This is a genomic window from Lacipirellula limnantheis (assembly GCF_007746075.1).
Taxonomy (GTDB): Bacteria; Planctomycetota; Planctomycetia; order Pirellulales; family Lacipirellulaceae; genus Lacipirellula; species Lacipirellula limnantheis.
This window is the reverse complement of sequence record NZ_CP036339.1, coordinates 889,736-911,007: the sequence shown is the minus strand read 5'-3', so window position 1 is coordinate 911,007 and position 21,272 is coordinate 889,736. Positions and strand designations below refer to the sequence as shown.

At 61.6% G+C, this 21,272-nt stretch carries 17 protein-coding genes and 1 other RNA gene; 8 read left to right on the top strand and 10 right to left on the bottom strand.

Going from position 1 to position 21,272, the window contains the following annotated elements:
• Window positions 1-125: 125 nt before the first annotated feature.
• The 3 genes from I41_RS03530 to metG all read right to left on the bottom strand — a co-directional run bounded on the left by I41_RS03530 (window position 126) and on the right by metG (window position 3,722).
• On the bottom strand, window positions 126-458 hold the full coding sequence (locus tag I41_RS03530) for a MoaD/ThiS family protein (RefSeq protein WP_246133795.1): 333 nt from the start codon (window positions 456-458) through the stop codon (window positions 126-128).
• Window positions 458-1,567 (bottom strand): WD40/YVTN/BNR-like repeat-containing protein, encoded by a 1,110-nt coding sequence (locus tag I41_RS03525; protein WP_145430953.1) that lies wholly within the window; start codon window positions 1,565-1,567, stop codon window positions 458-460. The genes I41_RS03530 and I41_RS03525 overlap by 1 nt, the downstream gene beginning before the upstream one ends.
• A gap of 94 nt (window positions 1,568-1,661) precedes the next feature.
• A complete protein-coding gene (metG, locus tag I41_RS03520) occupies window positions 1,662-3,722 on the bottom strand; it encodes a methionine--tRNA ligase (RefSeq protein ID WP_145430951.1) in 2,061 nt (686 codons plus the stop codon).
• 747 nt (window positions 3,723-4,469) lie between these two features.
• On the opposite strand from metG, the gene I41_RS03515 reads away from it, so the two are divergent.
• Together I41_RS03515 and I41_RS03510 are read left to right on the top strand one after the other, a co-directional pair.
• On the top strand, window positions 4,470-6,149 hold the full coding sequence (locus tag I41_RS03515) for a trypsin-like peptidase domain-containing protein (protein ID WP_145430950.1): 1,680 nt from the start codon (window positions 4,470-4,472) through the stop codon (window positions 6,147-6,149).
• 273 nt (window positions 6,150-6,422) lie between these two features.
• Window positions 6,423-6,887: a hypothetical protein gene (locus I41_RS03510; RefSeq protein WP_145430948.1), complete on the top strand. Its 465-nt coding sequence runs from the start codon at window positions 6,423-6,425 to the stop codon at window positions 6,885-6,887.
• Window positions 6,888-6,909: 22 nt separating this feature from the next.
• Here the strand turns inward: I41_RS03510 and I41_RS03505 are convergent, their stop codons facing one another.
• Together I41_RS03505 and hisI are read right to left on the bottom strand one after the other, a co-directional pair.
• Window positions 6,910-7,374, bottom strand: coding sequence for a RidA family protein (locus I41_RS03505; protein WP_145430946.1), 465 nt, complete (start codon window positions 7,372-7,374; stop codon window positions 6,910-6,912).
• A 5-nt stretch (window positions 7,375-7,379) separates the two neighbouring features.
• Window positions 7,380-7,766 (bottom strand): phosphoribosyl-AMP cyclohydrolase, encoded by a 387-nt coding sequence (gene hisI, locus I41_RS03500; protein WP_145430944.1) that lies wholly within the window; start codon window positions 7,764-7,766, stop codon window positions 7,380-7,382.
• Between the two features lie 275 nt (window positions 7,767-8,041).
• On the opposite strand from hisI, the gene I41_RS27000 reads away from it, so the two are divergent.
• The 6 genes from I41_RS27000 to I41_RS03470 all read left to right on the top strand — a co-directional run bounded on the left by I41_RS27000 (window position 8,042) and on the right by I41_RS03470 (window position 16,195).
• Window positions 8,042-8,632 (top strand): glycosyltransferase family 2 protein, encoded by a 591-nt coding sequence (locus I41_RS27000; RefSeq protein WP_168206654.1) that lies wholly within the window; start codon window positions 8,042-8,044, stop codon window positions 8,630-8,632.
• A 550-nt stretch (window positions 8,633-9,182) separates the two neighbouring features.
• A complete protein-coding gene (locus I41_RS03490) occupies window positions 9,183-9,725 on the top strand; it encodes a helix-turn-helix domain-containing protein (protein ID WP_145430940.1) in 543 nt (180 codons plus the stop codon).
• Window positions 9,726-10,068: 343 nt separating this feature from the next.
• Window positions 10,069-11,235 (top strand): hypothetical protein, encoded by a 1,167-nt coding sequence (locus tag I41_RS03485; protein WP_145430938.1) that lies wholly within the window; start codon window positions 10,069-10,071, stop codon window positions 11,233-11,235.
• Between the two features lie 56 nt (window positions 11,236-11,291).
• Complete coding sequence (locus I41_RS03480) at window positions 11,292-12,503, top strand: outer membrane protein assembly factor BamB family protein (RefSeq protein ID WP_145430935.1); 1,212 nt, start codon at window positions 11,292-11,294, stop codon at window positions 12,501-12,503.
• A gap of 66 nt (window positions 12,504-12,569) precedes the next feature.
• Complete coding sequence (locus tag I41_RS03475) at window positions 12,570-13,667, top strand: NHL domain-containing protein (protein ID WP_145430933.1); 1,098 nt, start codon at window positions 12,570-12,572, stop codon at window positions 13,665-13,667.
• Window positions 13,668-13,822: 155 nt separating this feature from the next.
• Window positions 13,823-16,195 (top strand): ligand-binding sensor domain-containing protein, encoded by a 2,373-nt coding sequence (locus I41_RS03470; protein ID WP_145430931.1) that lies wholly within the window; start codon window positions 13,823-13,825, stop codon window positions 16,193-16,195.
• A gap of 37 nt (window positions 16,196-16,232) precedes the next feature.
• Here the strand turns inward: I41_RS03470 and ahr are convergent, their stop codons facing one another.
• The 5 genes from ahr to ssrA all read right to left on the bottom strand — a co-directional run bounded on the left by ahr (window position 16,233) and on the right by ssrA (window position 20,733).
• Window positions 16,233-17,243, bottom strand: a complete 1,011-nt coding sequence (ahr, locus tag I41_RS28750) for an NADPH-dependent aldehyde reductase Ahr (RefSeq protein ID WP_145430929.1) — start codon at window positions 17,241-17,243, stop codon at window positions 16,233-16,235.
• 186 nt (window positions 17,244-17,429) lie between these two features.
• Window positions 17,430-18,206: a tetratricopeptide repeat protein gene (locus I41_RS03460; RefSeq protein WP_145430927.1), complete on the bottom strand. Its 777-nt coding sequence runs from the start codon at window positions 18,204-18,206 to the stop codon at window positions 17,430-17,432.
• 9 nt (window positions 18,207-18,215) lie between these two features.
• The gene (locus tag I41_RS03455) at window positions 18,216-19,487 is read right to left on the bottom strand and encodes a PD40 domain-containing protein (RefSeq protein WP_168206653.1); all 1,272 of its coding nucleotides are present in this window, start codon (window positions 19,485-19,487) and stop codon (window positions 18,216-18,218) included.
• 193 nt (window positions 19,488-19,680) lie between these two features.
• Complete coding sequence (gene mug, locus I41_RS03450) at window positions 19,681-20,262, bottom strand: G/U mismatch-specific DNA glycosylase (RefSeq protein WP_145430922.1); 582 nt, start codon at window positions 20,260-20,262, stop codon at window positions 19,681-19,683.
• 106 nt (window positions 20,263-20,368) lie between these two features.
• Window positions 20,369-20,733, bottom strand: a transfer-messenger RNA (tmRNA) gene (gene ssrA, locus I41_RS03445).
• Window positions 20,734-21,272: the final 539 nt, after the last annotated feature.

The window sequence follows — 21,272 nt, the reverse complement described above, 5'->3', positions numbered from 1 at the left end:
GATTAGTCTGGCAAGCCGTCGAGGAAACAATTCCTCGACGGCTTTTTCTCGCGGACGTGTGAGCCAGAGGCGCTGAGCTAATGCTCTCGCAGCCTATCGGCCGCACGGTTTCGGGATCAATCGAACTAGCCGCCAGCGATGGCGCCAACGATCATGAAGGGCTCGATGCCGCTCGCGACGGGGGAGGGGAGGGGCTCGTCGGGCGATTGATGCGAGACGTCTTCGTTGCAGGCGAAGAAACGCAGGAAGGCCCGCCGCTGTTGCGTGCTGTAATCGCGGACCGTGCCGCGGAGCATGGGGTAGCGGGCTTCCAACGCGTCGAGAATCGTTCTCTGCGTCGGTTCGCCCGCGACGGGGAGTTCAACTTCGCCGTCGACTTGCGCGAGCGTTCGCAGATGCAGCGGTAAGATGACGCGAACCATGACGATCAGTTCGACGAGCAATCGCCGCCGTTGCATTACAGAGTTTGGACTTCCACCGACGTGACCGCCGGTAGATCACGGACGATCGCCGACCAGTTGTCGCCGCCGTCGGGCGAGGCGTAAACCTGCCCGCCGGTGGTGCCGAAGTAGACGCCGCACGGATCGCAGCGATCGACAGCCATCGCGTCGCGCAGCACGTTCACATAGCAATCTTGCTGCGGCAGCCCGTTGGTGAGCGCCTCCCAATCGTCGCCGCCAGTGCGGCTGCGATAGACGCGGAGCTTTCCCTCGGGCGGGTAATGCTCCGAGTCGCTCTTGATCGGCACGACGTAAATCGTCTCCGGCTCGTGGGCGTGGACGTCGATCGGAAAGCCAAAGTCGCTCGGCAGATTGCCGCTCACCTCGCGCCACAGGTCGCCGGCGTTGTCGCTGCGCATGACGTCCCAATGCTTCTGCATGAACAGGACCTCAGGGCGCGACGGATGTAGCGCGATGCGATGGACGCAGTGGCCGATCTCGGCGTTGGGGTCGGGAATGTATTCCGATCGCAGCCCTTGATTGATCGGCCGCCATGTTTGGCCGCCGTCATCGGTGCGAAACGCGCCCGCCGCGGAGATTGCGATGAAGATGCGCAGCGGATTCTGCGGGTCCAGCAGAATCGTGTGGAGGCACATCCCGCCGGCGCCCGGCTGCCACTTCGGCCCCTGGCACGCCCGCAGGCCAGGGAGTTCCTGCCACGACTGCCCACCGTCGCGCGAACGAAAGATCGCCGCGTCCTCGACGCCGGCGTAGACCTCGTCTGCATCAGTGAGCGACGGCTCCAAATGCCATACCCGTTTGAACTCCCACGGATGGGGCGTCCCGTCGTACCACTGATGCGTGCCGGGATCTCCCTGGTAGGCAAACTGATTGCCGACCGGCTCCCACGTCTGGCCGCCATCGCTGGAACGCTGGATCACCTGCCCGAACCAACTGCTCGATTGCGATGCGTAGATCCGGTTCGGATCGACCGGCGAGCCTTTCATGTGGTAGATCTCCCACCCGCCGAAGTGGGGGCCGGAGACATCCCATTTCTGCCGGCGAACGTCTGACGTGAGGATGAACGCCCCTTTGCGCGTGCCGACGAGAACCCGAACGCCGCTCATGAGTTGGCTCCAGACGAGTGAAGAGCAAATGACCGGTGCGATGATCGCGTCCTTAGCCCCCGGTCAGTGACCGGGGGCTAAACGGACTTCGCGATTAGTGTAGCCGATGCCCCGGCTTCGCGCCCGAATCAGGCGTTAGCAGGTAAGCCTCCGTCCCGCCGCCCGCGGCAGCGATCATCCCTTCGCTCACGCCGAACTTCATCGTCCGCGGAGCGAGGTTCGCCACGCACACCACCAGTCGGCCGACGAGTTGCTCCGGTTCGTAGTACGCCTTGATGCCCGCGAAGACTTGCTTCGTCACGCCGCCGCCAAGGCTCAGTTGCAGCTTGAGCAGCTTGCGGGCATCGGGGACTTCTTCCGCTGAGATGATGCGGGCGACGCGGAGATCGACCTTCGCAAAATCGTCGATCGTGCATTCGGGAGCGAGGGGTTCGGCGGCGAGCGCGTCGCCCGAGTCGTTCCAGGGGTCACTGGCAGCTGAAGCGGCCAGTCCGTTGGGGGCGGGAGTGGCAGCGGCAGCTTCTTCTTTGCTTTCTTCGATCATGGCGAGCAGGTCCTTTTCTTCGACTCGTTGGAGCATGTGGGCGAACTTCGCGACGGGCGTGCCGATCAGCGGCGTCGCCGCTTGCTGCCAAGAGGTGATGGGGTTGTTGAGCAATTCGCCCGTTTGCTGCGCGAGCTTCGGCAACACGGGGGCGAGATAAATCGCCAGTTGGCGGAACAAGTTGAGTGCGATCGTGCAAACGTCTTGCAAACGCTCGGCATTCGCCGGATCCTTCCGCAACTCCCACGGCTTGTTCTCTTCTACGAACGGATTCGCACGATCGGCGAGCGCCACGATCAAACGCATCGCCTTGTTGAAATCGCACTCTTCGTACGCCGCGGCGATCTCGTCGCCGGAGGCCGCGGCGGCGGCGAACAGGCCGCCGTCGTCGGGATACTTCGCCGACAGGCCGGTCTTCTCGACGAACTTCGCCGTGCGACTAGCGAGGTTGACGACCTTATTAACAAGATCGGTGTTCACCTTGGCGATAAACTCATCGACCGCCAAATCGAGATCGTCGACGCGCGACGAGAGCTTCGTCGCGTAGAAGTAGCGGAGGTACGACGGGTCGAGGTGATTCAAGTAGGTGCGAGCGCGGACGAACGTCCCTTTGCTCTTCGACATCTTCTCGCCGTCGACGGTGAGAAAGCCGTGGATGTGGACCTTCGTCGGCAAGCTGAAGCCGGCCGTCTTGAGCATCCCAGGCCAGAAGAGCGTGTGGAAGTACGTGATGTCCTTGCCGATGAAATGGTGGACCTCGCAGTCGGGCGACTTCCACCAATCGTCTAGCTTCTGGCTGTTCCGCTTGCACCACTGCCAGGTGCTGGCGATGTAGCCGATCGGGGCGTCGAACCAGACGTACCAGTAGTTGCCGGGACTGTCGGGAATCTCGAAGCCGAAGTAGGGCGCCGGCCGTGAGATGTCCCAATCGCGCAGCGGGTCGCCCAGGAAGTGCCCCTGCAAGTAGTTGGCGATCTCCGGCTGCAAGTGATCGCCCGACTGCGTCCACTCGGCGAGGAAGCCGTGCAGCTTTTCGAGTTCGATAAACAGATGGAGCGCCGAGCGCACTTCCGGCTTCGAGCCCGTAAGCGTACTCACCGGATCGATCAGCTCGATCGGCGTGTAGTGGTGGCCGCAGACGCTGCAGTTGTCGCCCGGCTGGTCGGCCGACTTGCACTTGGGGCACGTGCCGCGCACGAACCGATCGGCCAGGAACGTCCCCGCTTGCGGATCGAATAGTTGCTCGACCGACTCTTCCTTGACGAGGTTCGCCTTACGAATCGCCGCCCAAATCTCATGGCAGAGCGCGCGGTTCTCTTCACTATGGGTGCTGCCATAGTTATCGAACTCGATGCCGAAGCCGGCGAAGTCTTGTTCGTGGGCCGCCTGCATGTCGGCGATCAGCTCTTCTTCGCTGCGACCTTCTTGCCGCGCGCGGATCATGATCGCCGTGCCGTGCGTATCGTCGGCGCACATGTAGCGGCAGTCGTTCCCGAACAGCTTCTGGAAGCGGACCCAGATGTCGGTCTGGATGTACTCGACCAGATGGCCAATATGAATGTGGCCGTTGGCGTAGGGGAGGGCGGAGGTTACGAGCAGGCGACGGGGCATAGGGCGGGGGAGGTGGGTGACTGGAAATTAGGAATTCGCAATGTCGTCATCGAAGCGAGAGCTTGTCGTGCGCCAGCCTAACCGCCGCGCACTGCGATCGGGGCCTGCGACGCATCGTCCGCTAGCATTCAAGCGCCGGCGGCAAGTTCGACATTCTAACGGCCAACGAAGCGACCAGGGAGACCGTGCCCTGATCCGGCTTTCAACCGAAGAACTGAGCCTGAAATGGGCTGAACGATTCGCTCGACGAGTTGGTTAATCCAACGCGGCACGCCAAATGCAACCTACGAGCTACGAAACGACGAGTAGCCGCTAGCACGCTGACGACGACTCGCGGAAATCGGGACGATCCTGGTGAATCACCGCAATCGGGTGAAACGGAGTCAAGGGTTGCCCTTGTAAGAATTACGAATCTTAGAGAAAGTGGCCGCGCGGTTGGCTGAGTTCCAACCTCAATGAAACGGCCACGCTGAAGTAGCATCACATTTGACAGGCAGCTGACGAGCTCGCAACGGCGAAAACGGATTTTCACCAGCGAGCGCCAACGCCAGCGCCGACAGGTCGACCAGACGACAGGGAAGTTGTCGCGGTGGATAGCGACGTCGCTCCGAAGGGCACTGATGGCCTTGGCGGACGACGCGTCTTTTCATGCGGCGCATGCTTCTCACGTCGCCTTTGGCCTGCCCACGACACCGCAGTCGAGCTCGCGCTCCACTGCCCTGACCGAAGCATCCATGGAGGGAAGCAATGGTCTGGTTGCGAACTTTGACGCTCACGCTGCTGGCAGCAATCGCCTGTCAGCAGGCCGCCGGCGAGACGGTATTGCTAGCATTCACCACGCGGAACTGTGGTCCGTGCAACCTGATGCGGCCCGTCGTGCGACAGCTTGCCACCGAGGGTTACGCAGTCCGCGAAGTCGACGCCTCCAGCCAACCTCAATCGGCCGACCAGTATCGGGTCACCGGCTTTCCGACGTTCATCGTGTTGGTCGACCGACGCGAGTACGCCAGACTTGAGGGAAGTACCGACCATCGCACGCTCGTGGAGATGATCCATCGGGCCACGGCGATCGCGGCCCAGCAACCACAGAGCAAGGTCGCAGAGGGCGCCGTGGCTTTCGTCGCCGCGGGGACGGAAACGGTCAATCCGTTCGCAGAAGTTCAACAACCGCAGCCAGGTCGCGTCACTCAGCTTGGCGGTCAACAGCCGGGGCCCGCGGCCGGCTCGGTCGCCGCGCCTAGCCCATTCGCGCCAATCCCGACGAGCTCACTCGGTTCGCCGCCGGTCCAGCATGTCGCCGCCCAAGAGAGCACGGCTTCCCCCGTGGTCGCAAGCGGATCCGGGAGGCTGGTCGACGCGACGGTGAGGCTGAGCATTGCCGACGCCCAGGGAAAGAGCACCGGCACCGGCACGATTATCGATGCCCGCCAGGGAAAAGCACTGGTCCTCACCTGCGGCCACCTGTTCCGCGAATCGAAAGGACAGGGCGTCGTCGACGTAACTCTCTTCCGAAACGGCCAAGCGGGGGCCGAACCGGTTGGATCGGCGCAAGCACAAGTGATCGACTACGACCTCGACCGCGACTTGGCGCTCGTCTGCTTTGAAACGCCGGGGGCGGTCGCGGTCACCCCCGTGGCGCCGCGCGGGGCCACGCTGTTAGTCAATGCGCCGGTCACCAGCGTCGGTTGCGGTCATGGGGCCAATCCCACGCCGTGGGAAACAAGAATCACCGCCGTGAACCGCTACCAAGGCCATGCAAACGTCGAAGCGGCTCGCGCGCCGGAGGAGGGTCGCAGCGGCGGCGGTTTGTTCAATGCCAACGGACAGTTGATCGGCGTCTGTTATGCCGCCGATCCACAGGGGAATGAAGGGCTTTACGCATCGCTCGATTCGATTTACCAAAAGCTCGACGCATTGCAGTTGACGGCCACCTTGCAAACTCCGCCGGGGGGCGCATCGCAGGAACTCGCGGCTCAATCTCCGCAGCTGCCGGTTGCCGCGGAGCCGTTTGAAGTTCGCGGGCAGAGCCCGACGCAGCCCTTGGCCGCCGCTGGCGGCGGTCCGTCCAATCCATTTCTGAACGCAGGGACATCGACAGGGGGCGCTGCGTCTGCCTCCGCCCCCGACCTGATGACCGCAAGTCCTCAAACGAGCGCCGCAACAGCGGCAACGCCGGACGACCTCGTAAGTCTTCCCGCTGAGGAGCGGGCGGCGATCCAGGAGATTGGTCGGCGGGCAGGGAACTCGGAAGTGATCGTCATCATCCGACCTCACGACTCAACGTCGCCTAGCGACGTCATCAAGCTGAAGGCCGCGTCGCCTGAGTTCGTCCAGACTCTCGAAGCGGCGGCCCGGGCCAAGGACGCCAGCGGACAGAGTTCCATTGGCAATATGGCGACGCGGCCCGCCGGCGCTTTGGTTCGTTAACGGTTGCGCGCTCCAACGACTAGCTCCGCCGGAAAAGGCGTCAAAATCGCTAAAACGCCGAGCGTGAGTGAAGCGAGGCGCCGCGGAGCACCACAGTGATCCGCGCATCTCTTCCCGCGTGACATACGCTTCCGGTAACAGGGCGCCGACGCGGCACAATTCCACTCTCCTTGGGTGGCAATTAGATCCTTCGGCCATTGCGTTTCGGCTAGGCTGGAGGCGAAGCGGTTTCGGTCTCGCCCAGCGGCGCTTGTCTCGGAGGGCGAACCGGTCATGCTCGCGTTTCTGATCGGCACATCGATCTTCAATATTTTTCTCGGTTACGCTCTCGCGGTTTACCTGATGCGCGCGTCGTTGCTGGGTGAAGCTCAGCGGAGGAGCAGTCGCCCGAGCAGCTCCGCAGGGGCCGTCCTCGCCAGCGAGCGTCACGAGCGTAGCGACCTGTATCCAGCGGACGGTGATGTCGCGTCCAGGGCGTCCAGCGCGCCGGCGGAAACGTTGGCGATCGGAACCCCGAAGCGGGCGGGCCATCCTCTGCCGGCCGACGTCGCTCCGGCGGTGGCTAGCGCCATCGCTGCCCCGTTGCCAGATGCTGCAGCGCCCGTGGACCGAGGCCCTGAAGAAATGGATCAGCAACTTCTCGCGGGGATCGCCGATTTTCGGAGTCAGCTGGCCAAGCTGAGATCGGAAACTGGCTCGGACGAACCAAAGCGGCGGCCGGCGGCGCGGACGAAGTAAACGCCCAGCGTGGCTGCCCCTGCTACCGCTTGAGTTGAAAAATCGCTTCGACCTCGACCGCGATGCCCCCTGGCAACGAGACCGCGCCAACCGCGCTACGTGCAGCGACCCCGTGCTCTTCGCCGAAAACGTCCCGCATCAGTTCACTGAAGCCATTGATCACCGCGGGGTGATCGACAAACTCCGGAGTTGCGTGGACGAGCCCCAGGGTCTTCACCAAGCGGGCGATCTTGTCGAGGCTGCCGCAGTGCTTCTGCAAGGTGGCAAGAATTGCTAACCCCGTCTGACGCGCCGCCTGATACCCGGCTGCGGTATCTAGGTCGGCGCCGACGCGACCCTTCGTCAGGCTGCCATCCGGTCGCAGCGGCCCGTGGCCCGATATATAGAGTAGACCGTCGATTTCGACGACCGGCCGATAGACGCCAACGGCCTTGGGGGCTGGTGGAAGTTCCAGTTTCAACTCGGCTAAACGGGCGTCGGCGCTCACGGCACTTACTCTTTTTGTTGATAGATCGTCTTTGGATTGACCAAGGGCTCGCCAATCACTTCCCAACCACCATCGGTGCGGCGGCGAAAGAAGCAACTTTCAAAGCCTTCGTGGCACGCCGCCCCGGTCTGATCGACCTTCAGTAGCACGGCGTCACCGTCGCAGTCGACGTACGCCTCGCGCACATGCTGGACGTGACCGCTCTCTTCGCCCTTCCGCCACAAACGGCCACGGCTACGGCTGAAATAGCAGGCCCGGCCGGTGGCGATGGTTTCCTCCCACGCCGTGCGGTTCATGTGAGCAAGCATCAAGACCCGCCCCGTCGAGGCGTCCTGAACCACTGCCGTCACGAGCCTGTCAGGCGTATCGAAGTTGGGAAGGTCGGCGGCCACGGGAAACTCAGGAGAGAGGCTACAGCCAGCGAGCGCCCACGGCCCGCCACCCCAGGATACCTGGCGCGGCCCGCGCCCGTCTACGCACGTCGAGTCCAAGCCGATCTGGATCGATCGTCACGGACGAGACTCCTGTCATCGTCGGCACGACCGGCGCGGCGGGAAATTTAGGCCCAACATGCGAGTTTGCCGCGCCGCTGGAGCCCCCTTCCGGTTCCGTCGATGGATCTAAACAGGTCCCGCGCACTCCCCGCACGAATCGTTGGAGATGCCACTTGAACTCCCCCGTCACGATCGTATTGCCCGTCCACAACGCCGAGCGTTCCCTCCGCTCGTCATTGCTGGGGTTAATGGAATTGGCGGAGACGACGGGTCGTCGGATGCAAGTGGCGGTCGTCGACGATGGGTCGACTGACGCTACCTACGAAATCGCGTGCGAATTGGCCAGCGAGTTTCCGCAGTTGCAGATCCTGCGTCAGCCTTACCAGCGGGGTCTGGGCGCAGCGCTTGAGCAGGTTCGTTCGCGATTACGGGTCACCGACGTGGTCGCCCACAGCGGGGTCGGCGAGATCAATCATCAGGAACTGGCGCTTCTCTTGGGTGCAGAGGGCGACCGCCGAGACGCGCCCCATTCGCCCGCAGCGACGCTGATGGGCGAGGGGCGAGGCACGCGGCGGGGGGCCTTGCAGGCGCCCTCCCGTCCGCCGCTGGTCGAAGGTCGACGGAGCAGCGGAGCCTTTCGCTGGCTGCGAATCGACGAGCCCGCCGGCTCGCGTCGCAAACGCTCAGGTTCGCCTGTACTGGGCTCGGCCCTCGACGGACTCATGCCTGCGATGACCAGCTTCAGTGCGCCGCTCGGCAAGTAGGCGCGAGCTTACAGTCGTACGTCAACGCACCTACTCCCGCGTTGCGAATTGTCCACAAGCTTTGTGGGACTAGCGTCGGGTTAATGCGCGAAAATCACTGCTTTCCGCTTTCATACGGGGGAAAAAAGTGAGCGCGCCATCCGCAAGCACTTGCACGGATAGCTGCTGCCAGTGAGGGGCCGTCGCACCGGCGATTGCGAGCTGCCGCTACTTGTTTCCCCTTCCAGGCACGCCTACCATAAGGGTGCTTCGAGAGGAGTTGTGCCGGCCAGCTGACTTCTCTCCAACGACCGTCGCCAGGGCAAGAACCTTACTCGGCTGGTAGGTTTGGCGGCAGTCCTAACAGGCGTCTCGCTCCGCACTGATCGCGGCGAGTCAGCATTCTTATCGTTATGCCGACTACCAGCTCTCCCGACCCATTTGGCTACGGCAGCGTTGCGCTCGGATGCGCGTGGGCGTTGCCGCGGCGAGCGGTCGCGTGAGCTCCCAGGACACCACTTCGGAATCTCGTCCGGCCGCTTCTCGGTCGGCGAGTGGAGGCGCCCCAGCGATGAGTACCGTGGAATACAACTTTAACCTCGGCAATTTCCACTCCCCCACGCCCGCACCCATCGTCCCTCCGACGGTTGGCGCCCGGCGCCCACTGCACCGCATTTGCGACGTGCGGCAGGAGCAGGGGGTTTCGATCCGCTCGGCCGCGCGGCGGCTGGGCATCTCGATGCAAGAAGTCCGCGAACAGGAGAACCCGACGCATGATCTGTCGCTGTCGCAACTTATCCGCTGGCAAGAGGTGCTTGAAGTGCCGCTCGCGGACTTGCTCGTCGATAGTTCAGGCCCGCTGTCAGAGCCTGTCAACCAGCGGGCGCGAATGCTCCGCGTGATGAAAACGGCGAAAGCCTTGGAAGAGTCCGCGACCGACGCCCCGATCCAGCGGCTCACCGCAATGTTGATCACCCAGCTGGTCGAGGTCATGCCCGAACTGAAGGAAGTCTCGGCTTGGCACTCAGTCGGCCAGCGTCGCACGCAAGACGAAATGGGGCGGATTATTGAGCGGACGATTCCCGATAGCTTTTTTGGCGATTCCAGTTACTAGGAACGTCGATTCCACTCGACGGCCATTGCAGCCGCGGAGGCGCGAGGCATCGCTTGCAAGCCGGGGGCAGTCGGAATGCACCTTGCATTTCACCGAGCTTGGGCGGCGAGACCCGCGTCCTCCGCGGCTTTGTTACTTGTCGGACGATCCTTTTCGCACCCTGGCGCGCCGTAGCCGAATAAATTTGCACCCGCCGCCACCTCCTCTACAATCAGGGCGATCGGCACTCGACGCGTCGTTCCGCGGGCGTCGTGGCTAGCTTTCTGTCCCCGCACTCGGCGCGCAGTCGTGCATCTCGCAAGCGATTGCGGCGACAAGAACCGATGGCAAAAGGAGTGAACGCGTGCATTGGCATCCGATCGTAATCCTCTCGTGCGTCCTAACTCTGCTCTGCGCTCGCCCGGGTTGGATCGGCGCCGCTGAGATGGATGAGAGCATTCAGGCCCTCATGGACGTCGGTGCGCAGGGCAAAGGACATGAGCAGGCGGCGTCCGCGCTGCGCGACCTCTCCCAGCAACCTGCAACAGCGCTGTTGCCGCTGCTGCATGGCATGGATCGCGCAAATCCCATTGCCTCAAACTGGCTGCGCGGGGCTTTCGAGTTGATCGCAGACCGAGAGCTGAAGAGTGGGCGGCTCGCCGTGCAACCCGAGCTGGAAGCATTCACGCTCGATCGCTCGCACTCGGCGGAATCTCGTCAGCTCGCGTTCGATTGGCTCCTGAAAATTGATCCCGATGCTGCTGACCGATTGGTTCCTGGGATGATCGACGATCCCAGCGCTGAGTTTCGTCGTGCCAGCGTGCAGCGTCTGCTCGACGAGGCGTTGCGGGCACACGATGCCAAAAACGTCGCCGGTTGCAAAACGCTGTATGCTGAAGCGTTCAATGCAGCCCTCGACCCCGATCAACTCGACCTCGCGTTCGATAAGCTGGTCGAGCTGGGCGAAGCGCCCGATTTGAAGAGACAGCTCGGCCTCCTCAATCGCTGGTGGTTGATCGCCCCGTTCGATCATCGCGGCGGAATCGGCTTCGATGCAGCATACGCTCCGGAATCGGAGATCGATCTACAGAAGAAGTACGCCGGAACGGAGGGCGAAGTCGCCTGGGTCGAGAAAACGAGCGACGAACGCCACGCGATTCTCGACCTGAACAATCTGTTGGGTCGCCACAAGGGAGCGGTGGCCTATGCCTATTGCGAATTTGATTCGGAGCGAGACCAGCCCGCGGAAATTCGGCTCGGTACGCCTAACGGCTGGAAATTGTGGATCAATGACCAACCTATGTTCGCGCACGAAGAGTATCACCAGTCGTCGCGACTGGATCAGTACCGCACGCCGGTGAGGCTCAAGGCGGGGAAGAATCGAATCCTCCTGAAGATTTGCCAGAACGAGCAGACGCAAGACTGGGCGCAACGCTGGGAGTTTCAACTGCGCATCTGCGACGAGTCGGGGAAAGCCATTCTGCCGGTCGGCGCCCCATCAAGCGATGCTGAAAAGGTCTCGCAGAGGTAAGTTGCAGCGATCGATAGGCATGTCGCGCGGCGGAACAATTTTGTCCTGGGAAACTGATGAGAACATTTGCACTAATTCTCTGCTTGCTTTTCGTGTCGCGAGCCGCCCGCGCGGAAGATTGGCGCCAGTTTCGCGGCAACGATAGTTCGGGCGTCGGCGCGGGTGAGAACTTGCCTACAAAGCTCGACGATCCCCAGACGCTGAAATGGAAAGCGGAGTTGCCCGGCCGAGGGCTATCGGGCCCGGTGGTCGTCGGCAATCGGATTTTCCTCACGGCGAGCAGCGGTTATCGAGACGACCGCCTCCATGTGCTTTGCTTCTCGACGGAGACGGGCGAGCCGTTGTGGGATCGCCAGTTCAAGGCCACGGGTCGCACGGTCTGTCACGAGTCGATGTGCATGGCGACTCCGCAAGCCTGCAGCGATGGCGAGCGCATCTATGCGTACTACTCATGCAATGACGTGATTTGTTTGGATCTGGACGGTCAGTTGATCTGGTACCGGGGCTTGGGACACGACTTTCCGAACGCCAGCAGTTCGCTCGGCATGTCGTCGTCGCCGGTCGTCTCCGACGGCGCGCTGGTACTGCAGCTAGACACCGATAGCGAGTCGTTTGCCACGGGTCTCGACGCGCTCACCGGCGCGACGCTCTGGAAACACGATCGTGAGAAGTCGGCGATCCATGCATCGCCGACGCTCTATCACCCGTCCGGCGGAAATGCCGCCGAAGTGATCCTGCAGTCGAAGAAGTCGCTGCAGGCGATCGAGCCGCGCACCGGCAAGATCAAATGGGAAGTTGAGCAGCCATGCGGCTCGGTTGCATCGTCAACGATTGCCGGCGATCTGGTGGTGGCGCCGCTTCGAGAGTTAACGGTGCTGCGACCGAGTGAAAGCGCGCCAGTTCCTGAAGTCGTCTGGAGCGACTCCAAGCTCTCTCCCGATACGCCGACGCCTGTCGCATATGAAGATCGCGTCTACGTCCTGAAAGACTCAATTCTATCCTGCGCTGATCTGGCCACCGGCAAGCCGGAGTGGCAGATGCGACTAAAGTGCAAGCAGGCTTATGCCTCGCCGCTCGCCGGGAACGGACATCTCTATTTGGCCGATGAAAATGGCGTTCTTCAAACCATTGAATTGGGCGGCGAAAAAGGGAAGATTGCAAGTCGCTTGGAACTTGGGGAAACGATTATGTGTACTCCCGCGCTCGCTGGAGAAGCATTCTACGTGCGTAGCGATAAGCACCTTTGGAAGTTTGCCGCGCCGAATTAAAGGCGATCTCAACGGATTCTTCGTTAAGCGTCCTTAAGCCGACTTCATCCGCCCAGCGATGCTGCCATGTCCCGAGCCTGTCGGCTGTGCTTCCTCCTGATTGCAGCCATAGGCGCACAGACTTCAATCGCTCATGCCGACGACTTCGCGCTTGAAACGATTGCTGGCTGCGGCGCGCCGGAGAACAACGGCGACGGCGATGCACTAAGCGCGAATATTGGCGAGCCCTTCGGGGTGGAGTGGGGCCCGGACGGCGCGTTGTACATTGCCGAGGTCCGAAATCATCGCGTCCGTCGCCTCGACATTCGTTCTGGCGCGCTAACGACCGTCGCCGGCTGCGGACGGCGCGGGTATGCCGGCGATGGCGGGCCCGCCACCGACGCCTGCCTGAACGAACCCTACGAGGTCCGTTTCGACGCTGTCGGGAACATGTACATCGTCGAGATGATGAATCACGTCGTGCGTCGCATCGACGCCGAGAGCCACGTCATCCAAACCGTCGCCGGCGCCGGCCGACCGGGCTTCGGCGGCGACGGGGGGCCGGCGACCCAGGCGTTGTTCCAACAGCCGCACAGCATCGCCCTCGACGAAACCGGCGGTTTATACATCGCCGACGTCGGCAATCATCGCATTCGCCGCGTCGATCTTGCCACTGGGATCGTCGACTCGATTGCGGGCGACTCGCGACCGATTGCCGCCCACGACGGTCAGCCAGCTCGCGGAGCGTCGTTTCTCGGTCCACGAGCGCTGTTCATCCGCGACGGCGTTTTGTGGATTGCCTCGCGCGAAGGGCACAGCGTTTGGAAGATGAACTTGAGCGACGGCATCCTGCATCATGTCGCCGGCGCGGGAGACAGGGGTTTTTCTGGAGACGGCGGGCCCGCAAGAGCGGCGCGTCTGAATGGTCCGAAAGGAATCACCGTCGATGATCTGGGAAACGCGTTTGTCGCCGACACGGAGAACAATGCCATTCGGCGCATCGAAGTTGAAACTGGCAAGATCACGACAATTGTAGGCGGCCCAGCGCCAGCTTCGCGCGCGAGCGGGGAAACTTACGCAAAGGCGTTATACGCGCCGCATGGCGTATGCGTCGGGCCGGACGGCGCCATCTACGTTGGCGACACGCTGCATCATCGGGTGCGACGCATTGCACGCGCGAAGTGACGCGTTCTCGCCCTCGCCGAGGTCACGGGTTATACTAAAATTGCGCTTCAATTGCGGGCGGATTATGGCGTCGAATTGAGGAAACGACGCTTCAGGACAGGACGCGGCAAATTTCCAAGGCAGGGCGGGCCACTCCACCATTATGGGAGCTTTTAATGAACGCCCGGAACGCTTGGCTGTCTCGACTCGCGTTAGTTGTCGGAATGCTCGTCGGGAACCTGACGCCCTCCGTCCTTGCCGGCGAACTGCCGATTGAAGATTTGCCGTTGCACGACGAGCAGATCACGCCCGTGAAGGTGGGTGAGTTCGCCGCCGAGCGCCTCCGCGTCTTCTCGACGGCAGACGGTCTTCCCAGCGATGAGGTGAACGCCGTCAGCCTATCTCCGCAGGGAGCAGCGATTGCCGGCACGACGCGCGGCTTGGCTACATGGAACGGCGACCGCTGGGAGGCGCGTCTCAATCGGCCGAACAAGGTGCTCGCGCTGCTGACGCATGGTGATTCGATCTTGGTCGCCATCGGCAACGAGCTCGTCCAATGGACGCCTGGGACGGGCGCGGCCGCGACGTTAGCTTCATTGCCTCCAGAATTCGCCAATGCAAGCCGTGCATCGTTGGCAGTAGCCGTCGACACGATCTATTTAGGAGGCGACGAGGGTCTATTTGCCCTCGTCGACGGGCAGTTCCGGCCAGTCGGCGCCTATCTCGAGTTAGTCGGCGACCATCGAGCCGTGCGTCAAGTGGCGGCAGCGCCTAACGGCGAGTTGACCGTCGCCGCGCCCGACGGACTGATATCTCGGACGGCTGCCGGCGATTGGCACGCGGTGAGAGCGCGGGCCGGCAAAAGGAGTTGGTATCCGCACGATGTGCGCGGCGTGACGTACGATCGCGCAGGAAGACTCTGGTTTGCCAGCAGTCAGGGGGTAGGTTGTCGAACCGGCGATCAGTGGGCGCTGTATACCGGTGATGAGGGGTTGCCCTACGACGACTTCACCGCCTGCGCGGCCGGCGAGCCTGGAGTGGTCTGGTTCGGCACCAAGATCGGCGCCATTCGATTCGACGGCTCCTCGTGGAACTATCGACAAGGGCGTCGGTGGACGCCGGACGACGTCATCAATGCCATCGCAGTGGACGAGCATGGCAACGCCTGGATGGCTACGAACCAGGGCGTTGGGCTTATTGAGCGTCAAGCAACGACGCTCGCGAAAAAGGCGGCCTTCTTCGAGGAGGAGATTGATCGACACCATCGTCGCACGCCATTCGGGTTCGTGAATGCCGTCGGCGCGTCCACTCCTGGCTCGAAAGAGGGAGTCCAACAGTTTGACAGCGACAACGACGGGTTGTGGACCGCGATGTACGGCGCTGGGCAGTGCTTCGCATACGCCGCCACGAAGGATCCGGAAGCAAAGAAGCGGGCCGTCGCCGCCTTTGAAGCCCTCAAATTCCTCAGTGACGTCACCCAAGGAGGATCGCACCCCGCGCCCAAAGGATTCCCCGCCCGCTCAATTCGTCCCGTCAGTGGGCCGAATCCCAATGACTATGACAACCTAGAGCGGGACCGCGCTGTACGCGGCGCCGAGGACGAGCATTGGAAGGAAATCTCTCCGCGTTGGCCGGTTAGCGCCGACGGTCAGTGGTATTGGAAATGTGATACGAGTTCCGACGAGCTTGATGGCCACTACTTCTTATACGCAAACTACTACGACCTAGTGGCCGAGACTGCCGAGGAAAAAGCACGAGTACGACAAGTCGTCTACGACATGACGACGCATTTGATTGATCACGACTATCAACTGGTTGACCACGATGGGCAGCCAACGCGCTGGGGGCGTTACAACCGCGAAACGCTCGACCACGGGAATTTGATCGCCGGCCGCGGACTTAATTCCTTGAGCATCCTGTCGTATCTGAAAACGGCCGAGCACATTACCGGCGATCCGAAATTTCGCCAGCATCATGACCAGCTGGTCAAAGAGCATTCTTACGCCGCCAACACGTTCAACCCGAAATGGTCGCTAGGATACGGCACGGGCAACCAGTCGGACGACGAGATGGCGTTCATGTGCTATTACAATCTGCTGCGCTATGAAACAGACCCCGCGGTTCGCAAATTCTATGAGTATTCGCTGTCATGGTATTGGTCGCTGGAGCGGCCCGAGTGCAATCCGCTGTTTAACTTCGTATTCGCCGCGGTATGGGACGGAGCGATGGGCTATCCCGTCAGATCCATTCCGCAACACGCACTTGACGACGCCGTCGATACGCTCAAGCGATTTCCGTTGGATCGCTTTAACTGGGCGCACAAGAATAGCCACCGGATCGACGTCGTCCCGCTGCGAGATCGCTGGTTCCAAAATACGGGGCATCGCATCGACGGCAAGGTCATTCCAGTCGATGAACGCTACTTTGAGTTCTGGAATCACAACCCGTGGCAACTTGACGTTGGCGGCAGCGGCAGCGAGTTAGCGGACGGCGCGGCGTTTCTCTTGCCCTACTATCTGGGCCGCTACCACGGGTTCATTGAGGAGTAAGGCGGCGGGAAGCCAGGTTGTATCGACGCGCCTGCCACTAAAAATCAGCGTCGAGCACGATGCGATACCTCGCTTGTCCCGATTCAAGGCGCTCGAAGGCATCGTTGATCCGGCTCATGGGAAAGTGCTCTGTTTGCGGCGTGACGTTGTGCCGTGCTGCAAACTCGAGCATGGTCCCCATGTCCACCGGCGCGCCGGTTGGCGAACCGGAGATGCTCCTTTGTGCGAAGATCAACGAGAACGCCTTGACTGGAATTGGCTGCAAGACGGCGCCCACCACGTGCATCCGACCGTTCGGCGCGAGCGAGCCGATGAGAGCGTCCCAATCGAGGGGCACGGGCACGGAAATGATCAATAGGTCGAATGTTCCCGCAAGCTTCTTGATCGCCGCCGAGTCGCGGCTGGCAACGACGTGATTTGCGCCGAAAGAACGGGCTTCGTCGAATTTGCTTTCATTTGAGGTAAAGGCCGTGACGTCGCAGCCAAACGCCGCTGCAAATTTTAACGCCATGTGGCCAAGCCCGCCGATCCCCACAATACCGACGCGGCTCGTTGGCGTGGCATACATCGCGAGCGGATTGAATACCGTGATGCCGCCGCACAACAGGGGCCCCGTGTCGGCTGGAGCTAGTTTTTCGGGAATCGGCAGCGCCCAAGCCCAATGCGAGCGTACGTGACTCGCGAATCCCCCGCGATGCCCGACGATCGTCGCCCGCACTTGAGCGCAGAGATGATGCTGCCCCGACATACACTGTCGACAGAACATGCAACTACCGCAATTCCACCCGACGCCAACGCGCTGGCCGACTTGCAGGCCTTTGACGGTCGCCCCCACTTCCGAGATGCGACCGACTACTTCATGTCCCAGGACGGCGGGGAATCGTGATGTGCCCCACTCGTTGTTCCTAACCGAAAGATCCGAGTGGCAGAGTCCGCAGTGCTCAACTTGGATTTCAACGTCGTCGCTCGCCAGGGGGTCGAGATCGATTTGTTGACGAACGAAGCTTTGCTTCGGCGCCTTGACGATCCACGCTTCAATGGAAGACATGTTGCTAACTCCGAAATTGCACTAGGTGGCGAACTGGCGGTGGGTGGAAACGCTGAACTAGCTCCTCTGCCGCAGGCGAGCGCGTTGCGGGGAGTTGCACGGCCGCCAGAAATCTGAGCTCTCGGCCCTCTCACTGCCGCCTCGGCATTTTAACATCCTCTGCGCGCAACGCGACGGTCGCCAACGTCAGTGACGCGGCATTCTCTCGCGAAGGGTTGCGTGAACGCGCGCCACATCGCCCATATAGTTGTCGCGGGCCGCCGGATTCTCAGCGGCAAGCTTCATGTGACGCAGCGAATCATCCTTTTGATCGATCGCTTCGTAATAGAGCCCGGCGTAAAGATCCGCGTAGAACTTCGCCGTTTCTCCTGCAGCTTTACCAGTTTGCAGCACGTCGTCGACGGTTGCCTTACCGGCGAACATCTCCTGGACTTTCATCATCGGTACGCGCTGGTCGCGTGTGACGGCAATTAACTTCGAACGAGCCCTTTCCAAAGAGCCGTCCGCAACACGCGCGATGCAAAGAAAGTGCCAAGCCGCATTCTCAACGTCTTGCGGATTGACCGTCTGATGCAATTCGAACTGCCGAGCTCCCTTCTCGAACTCGCCGGCGTAATAGTAGGCGATGCCTAGTTGCCAGTGCTCGGCAGCGACACTGGGCTGCAACTTCAGCTCGCGCTCGAAGTCCGCGATCGCCTCGGCAATTCGAGTCTGCCGAAAATGCTCTTCTCCGCGCAAGTGCAAAACTTGCGCCGCCAACGCGCGAGCTCGACGTTGAGCCGCCTCATCGCGATCATTCAGCAACGGCTCAAGGGTCGCCAGCGCTTGATCAAAGTTTCCCGATCGAACCTCCTCCTGAACAGCTTGCCAATCGGCGGCAGAGCTCACGGAAGTGATGCTAGACCAGAGGGCGAGGCCGGCTATCGCCAAGCGGAGGCGTGACGCTAAGGTGATGTTTCCCATGGCTGAATTCTAACGAACAGCAAGCCATTTGGGATGATCCGCCCCCCGATCGTTCCAGCCACGAGTAAGTTGACGGGCGGCGCCGCTTTCCGCGTCGAACACCCACAGCGCCGGCGCTTCGCCGGTTGCGGCGCGACAGAAGGCGACCCAGCGGCCATCAGGCGACTGCGCGGCACGGAAGTCCCAGATACCGGGCTCATTGTCAATAAGCACTTCGCAGGATCCATCAAGAGGATCAAGCCGACAGATCTCCGTTCCGCCTTGCGCAAGCTCTGGCTTGAAGTCGCGATTGAAATGATCGGTGTCGGGGCGTTGAGGCTGAAACTCCCATGCAACCTTGGAATTCGGACGCCGACGTGGATAGAGTATCTTGCCGTCTCGCGTCCACGAAGGCAAGTTCGATCCGCCGCCGCGCGTGTCGGCGTTCCCGTAGGTCGCCGCGAACCACATGGACTGACCCGTCGTTAGCACGCGGTGCGGGCCGCCCTCCACGCGAGCGACGCACACGTCGGCCCAATCGTGGCCAGGGTCGTCCTGAAAATGACAATCGACGAATAACACGGATTGTCCGTCTGGGGACCAGCTGGTCCCAAAATAAAGATACGCGGGATCCGCGGCAATCAAATGCCGATTCTTGCCGCCAAGATCAGACGTCCACACCTGGTAGCCGGCGGGACTCGCTAGATGAAAAGCAACTCGTCGCCCGTCGGGACTCAGGCTAAGACCATACGGCAGGCCTTCGCCAGCCTGCGTAAACTCGCGTGCGTCCGAGCCATCGAGTTTCACGTTGTAGATTTGTCCGACGCCGTCGCGTACGACTTGAATCAGCATCCGCTCGTCATCGATTAGCAACGCCGGCGTAACAAAGGCCGCCACGCGGTCTTGCGTACACAGCTCCGTTAGTTCGCCGGACGGTAAGTCGTAGAGCCAGAGGTGCGTCGGCGTCTGCGTGTAGTAGGCATCGAAAGCCTTTCCGGGCCCGTCGCGCCGGGGCTCCATACTAAGAAAGACGATCCGTCGACCGTCCGGAAAGATGGGTCCCGGCTGCCAAGTGGCCTGCCCGGGAACCTTGAAGTCGAAATACTGCTGGCGGGCGCCAGCGACTTCAATTCGCGCCGACCTCCCCTGAGTTGTGTACAGCAGCGCATCGCAGAGCGGCTGTTCACTGCCAGCTGAATCGGCAGCCGGAGACTCCCCGGCACAACGGGGGCAAGCCAGTGGTGCAAATTGCAGGAGTCCGGTCGCTGAACAACCGGCAGTGATCGCAGCGATTCGTGACAAGAATCGTCGACGAGATGCGTTAGGCATAGGACCGGACCTTTCATTCTGGAGGAGGGCTCCATTCTCGCCTTGGTGACGCCAAATGCCATAGAGTCGGCAAGTCAGATTTGTTGAGTGAGCCGCAATTAGTCTGTCCAAGCACGCAGTCGACCCGAACACGCGCCGCTCTTGCCGAGTCCACGCCTCGCTTCCTTTACTGACGCTGATGATGCTCCAGGGCCCAGAGGCGGAGTTCTGCGAAGAGTTCCGCGAGAGCCGCGGGTTGATAATGGGCGTTGAGGCCGCTCGGATTCGGTAGTACCCACGCGTGACTACCGCCGAACGATTCCGCTTGGAGGCCGACGCCGGCGTCTTTATTGCCCGAAATGGTGCGGTACGGCCCGATGCCGACGAATGCGATGACGGTGGGGCGCCACCGTTTGACTTTGCGTTCGAGGCGCCTGCCTCCGGCGCGCAGTTCGTCGTTCGCGAGCTCATCGGCTCGTGCCGTGGCGCGCTCAACGACGTTGGTGATGCCAATTTGGAGATCGAGGAGCAGCGATTCCTCAAAAGGAGAAAAGAGCCGCGGCGTGAAGCCGCCAGCGAAGAGCGCAGGCCAGAATCGATTGCCGGGCCGACCGAAGTGATGGCCGATGGCGGCCGTGTAGAGCCCGGGATTGATGCCGGCAAAAAGTACCAGAAGGTTCTTGGCGATTAGATCGGGAACGCGCTTACTGTGCGCCGCGAGAATCTGAGCCTTCGTTGGCTTCCAGGGTTCAGGCAATGTCCGCTGCATCGGCAGCCTCCTCGAGACACTCTTGCGAGGGACATTCAACCTGCCAAGCCTGCAGCAAGCCAAGTCGGCGAATCGACCGACTGGCTTGCATCGATATATGCGAACGAAGTGGAGGCGGCGGGAATCGAACCCGCGTCCCGAGATATCTCCACGGCAGCTTCTACGTGCGTAGTCGATGAATTTAGCTTCGCTTGCCGCGCGCCTCGTCGACAGGGCTCGCGACTCACTAGTCGGAAACTTTATTTCGCCGCGCGTGTATCCAACGTTTGCCGCGCGGCTAGTCGGGATTGGTGACGGACGTCCGGACCGACCCGACGTCAGTCCTTAGTCCGGGTTACCTATTTAACTAGGCAGCCAAAGCGTAGTTACCTTCGGCAATTGAAGGTAGTGATCAGCTTTTAACGTGGCCAACTGATCAACCACGGCACGCCACTGACGCTTCGCCTATCCGGTCGAAACCTGTTCGCCCCCGAATGCGGCTAGAGCCGGCAGACTCGCCATTATATTCGTCTGGGGAGCGGGGGATAGTGAGGTAAATCGTGCGGGATGCCGGATCATGGGTGGTGAATGCTTGTTGGTCGACGCTGGATGCTGGTTTCTGGATGCTCGATGCTTGATGTTGAATGGGGGGGTGATGCGTCGCGGGAGGGTGGGGGACGCTAAGCCGCGAGCGGCGGAGTTGGGTGGGGTGACGCGAACGGGCCGGCGGTGGTTGGTGGGAGGATGCGGGAGAGTTGGGGCGCCGCGGTTTGGTGAAATCGGCTTATGTTCCATGCAGGCGATGTCGGCCGTGTCGGCCAACTGATGTTGGCCGACATGAACCGTGTTGATTCGATCGACAGCAGCGGCGGGTTGTGTCGCCTGTCGCCTGTCGCCTGTCGCCTGTCGCGTGTCGCCTGTCGCGTGTCGCCTGGTGTCGCCTGGTGCATTTTGGGCGACACGGGTCCAAAGTGGTTGAGCGGGTTGGAGTTGCGACGTCGCTCGCAGCGACAGGGGCGACGACAGCTCTG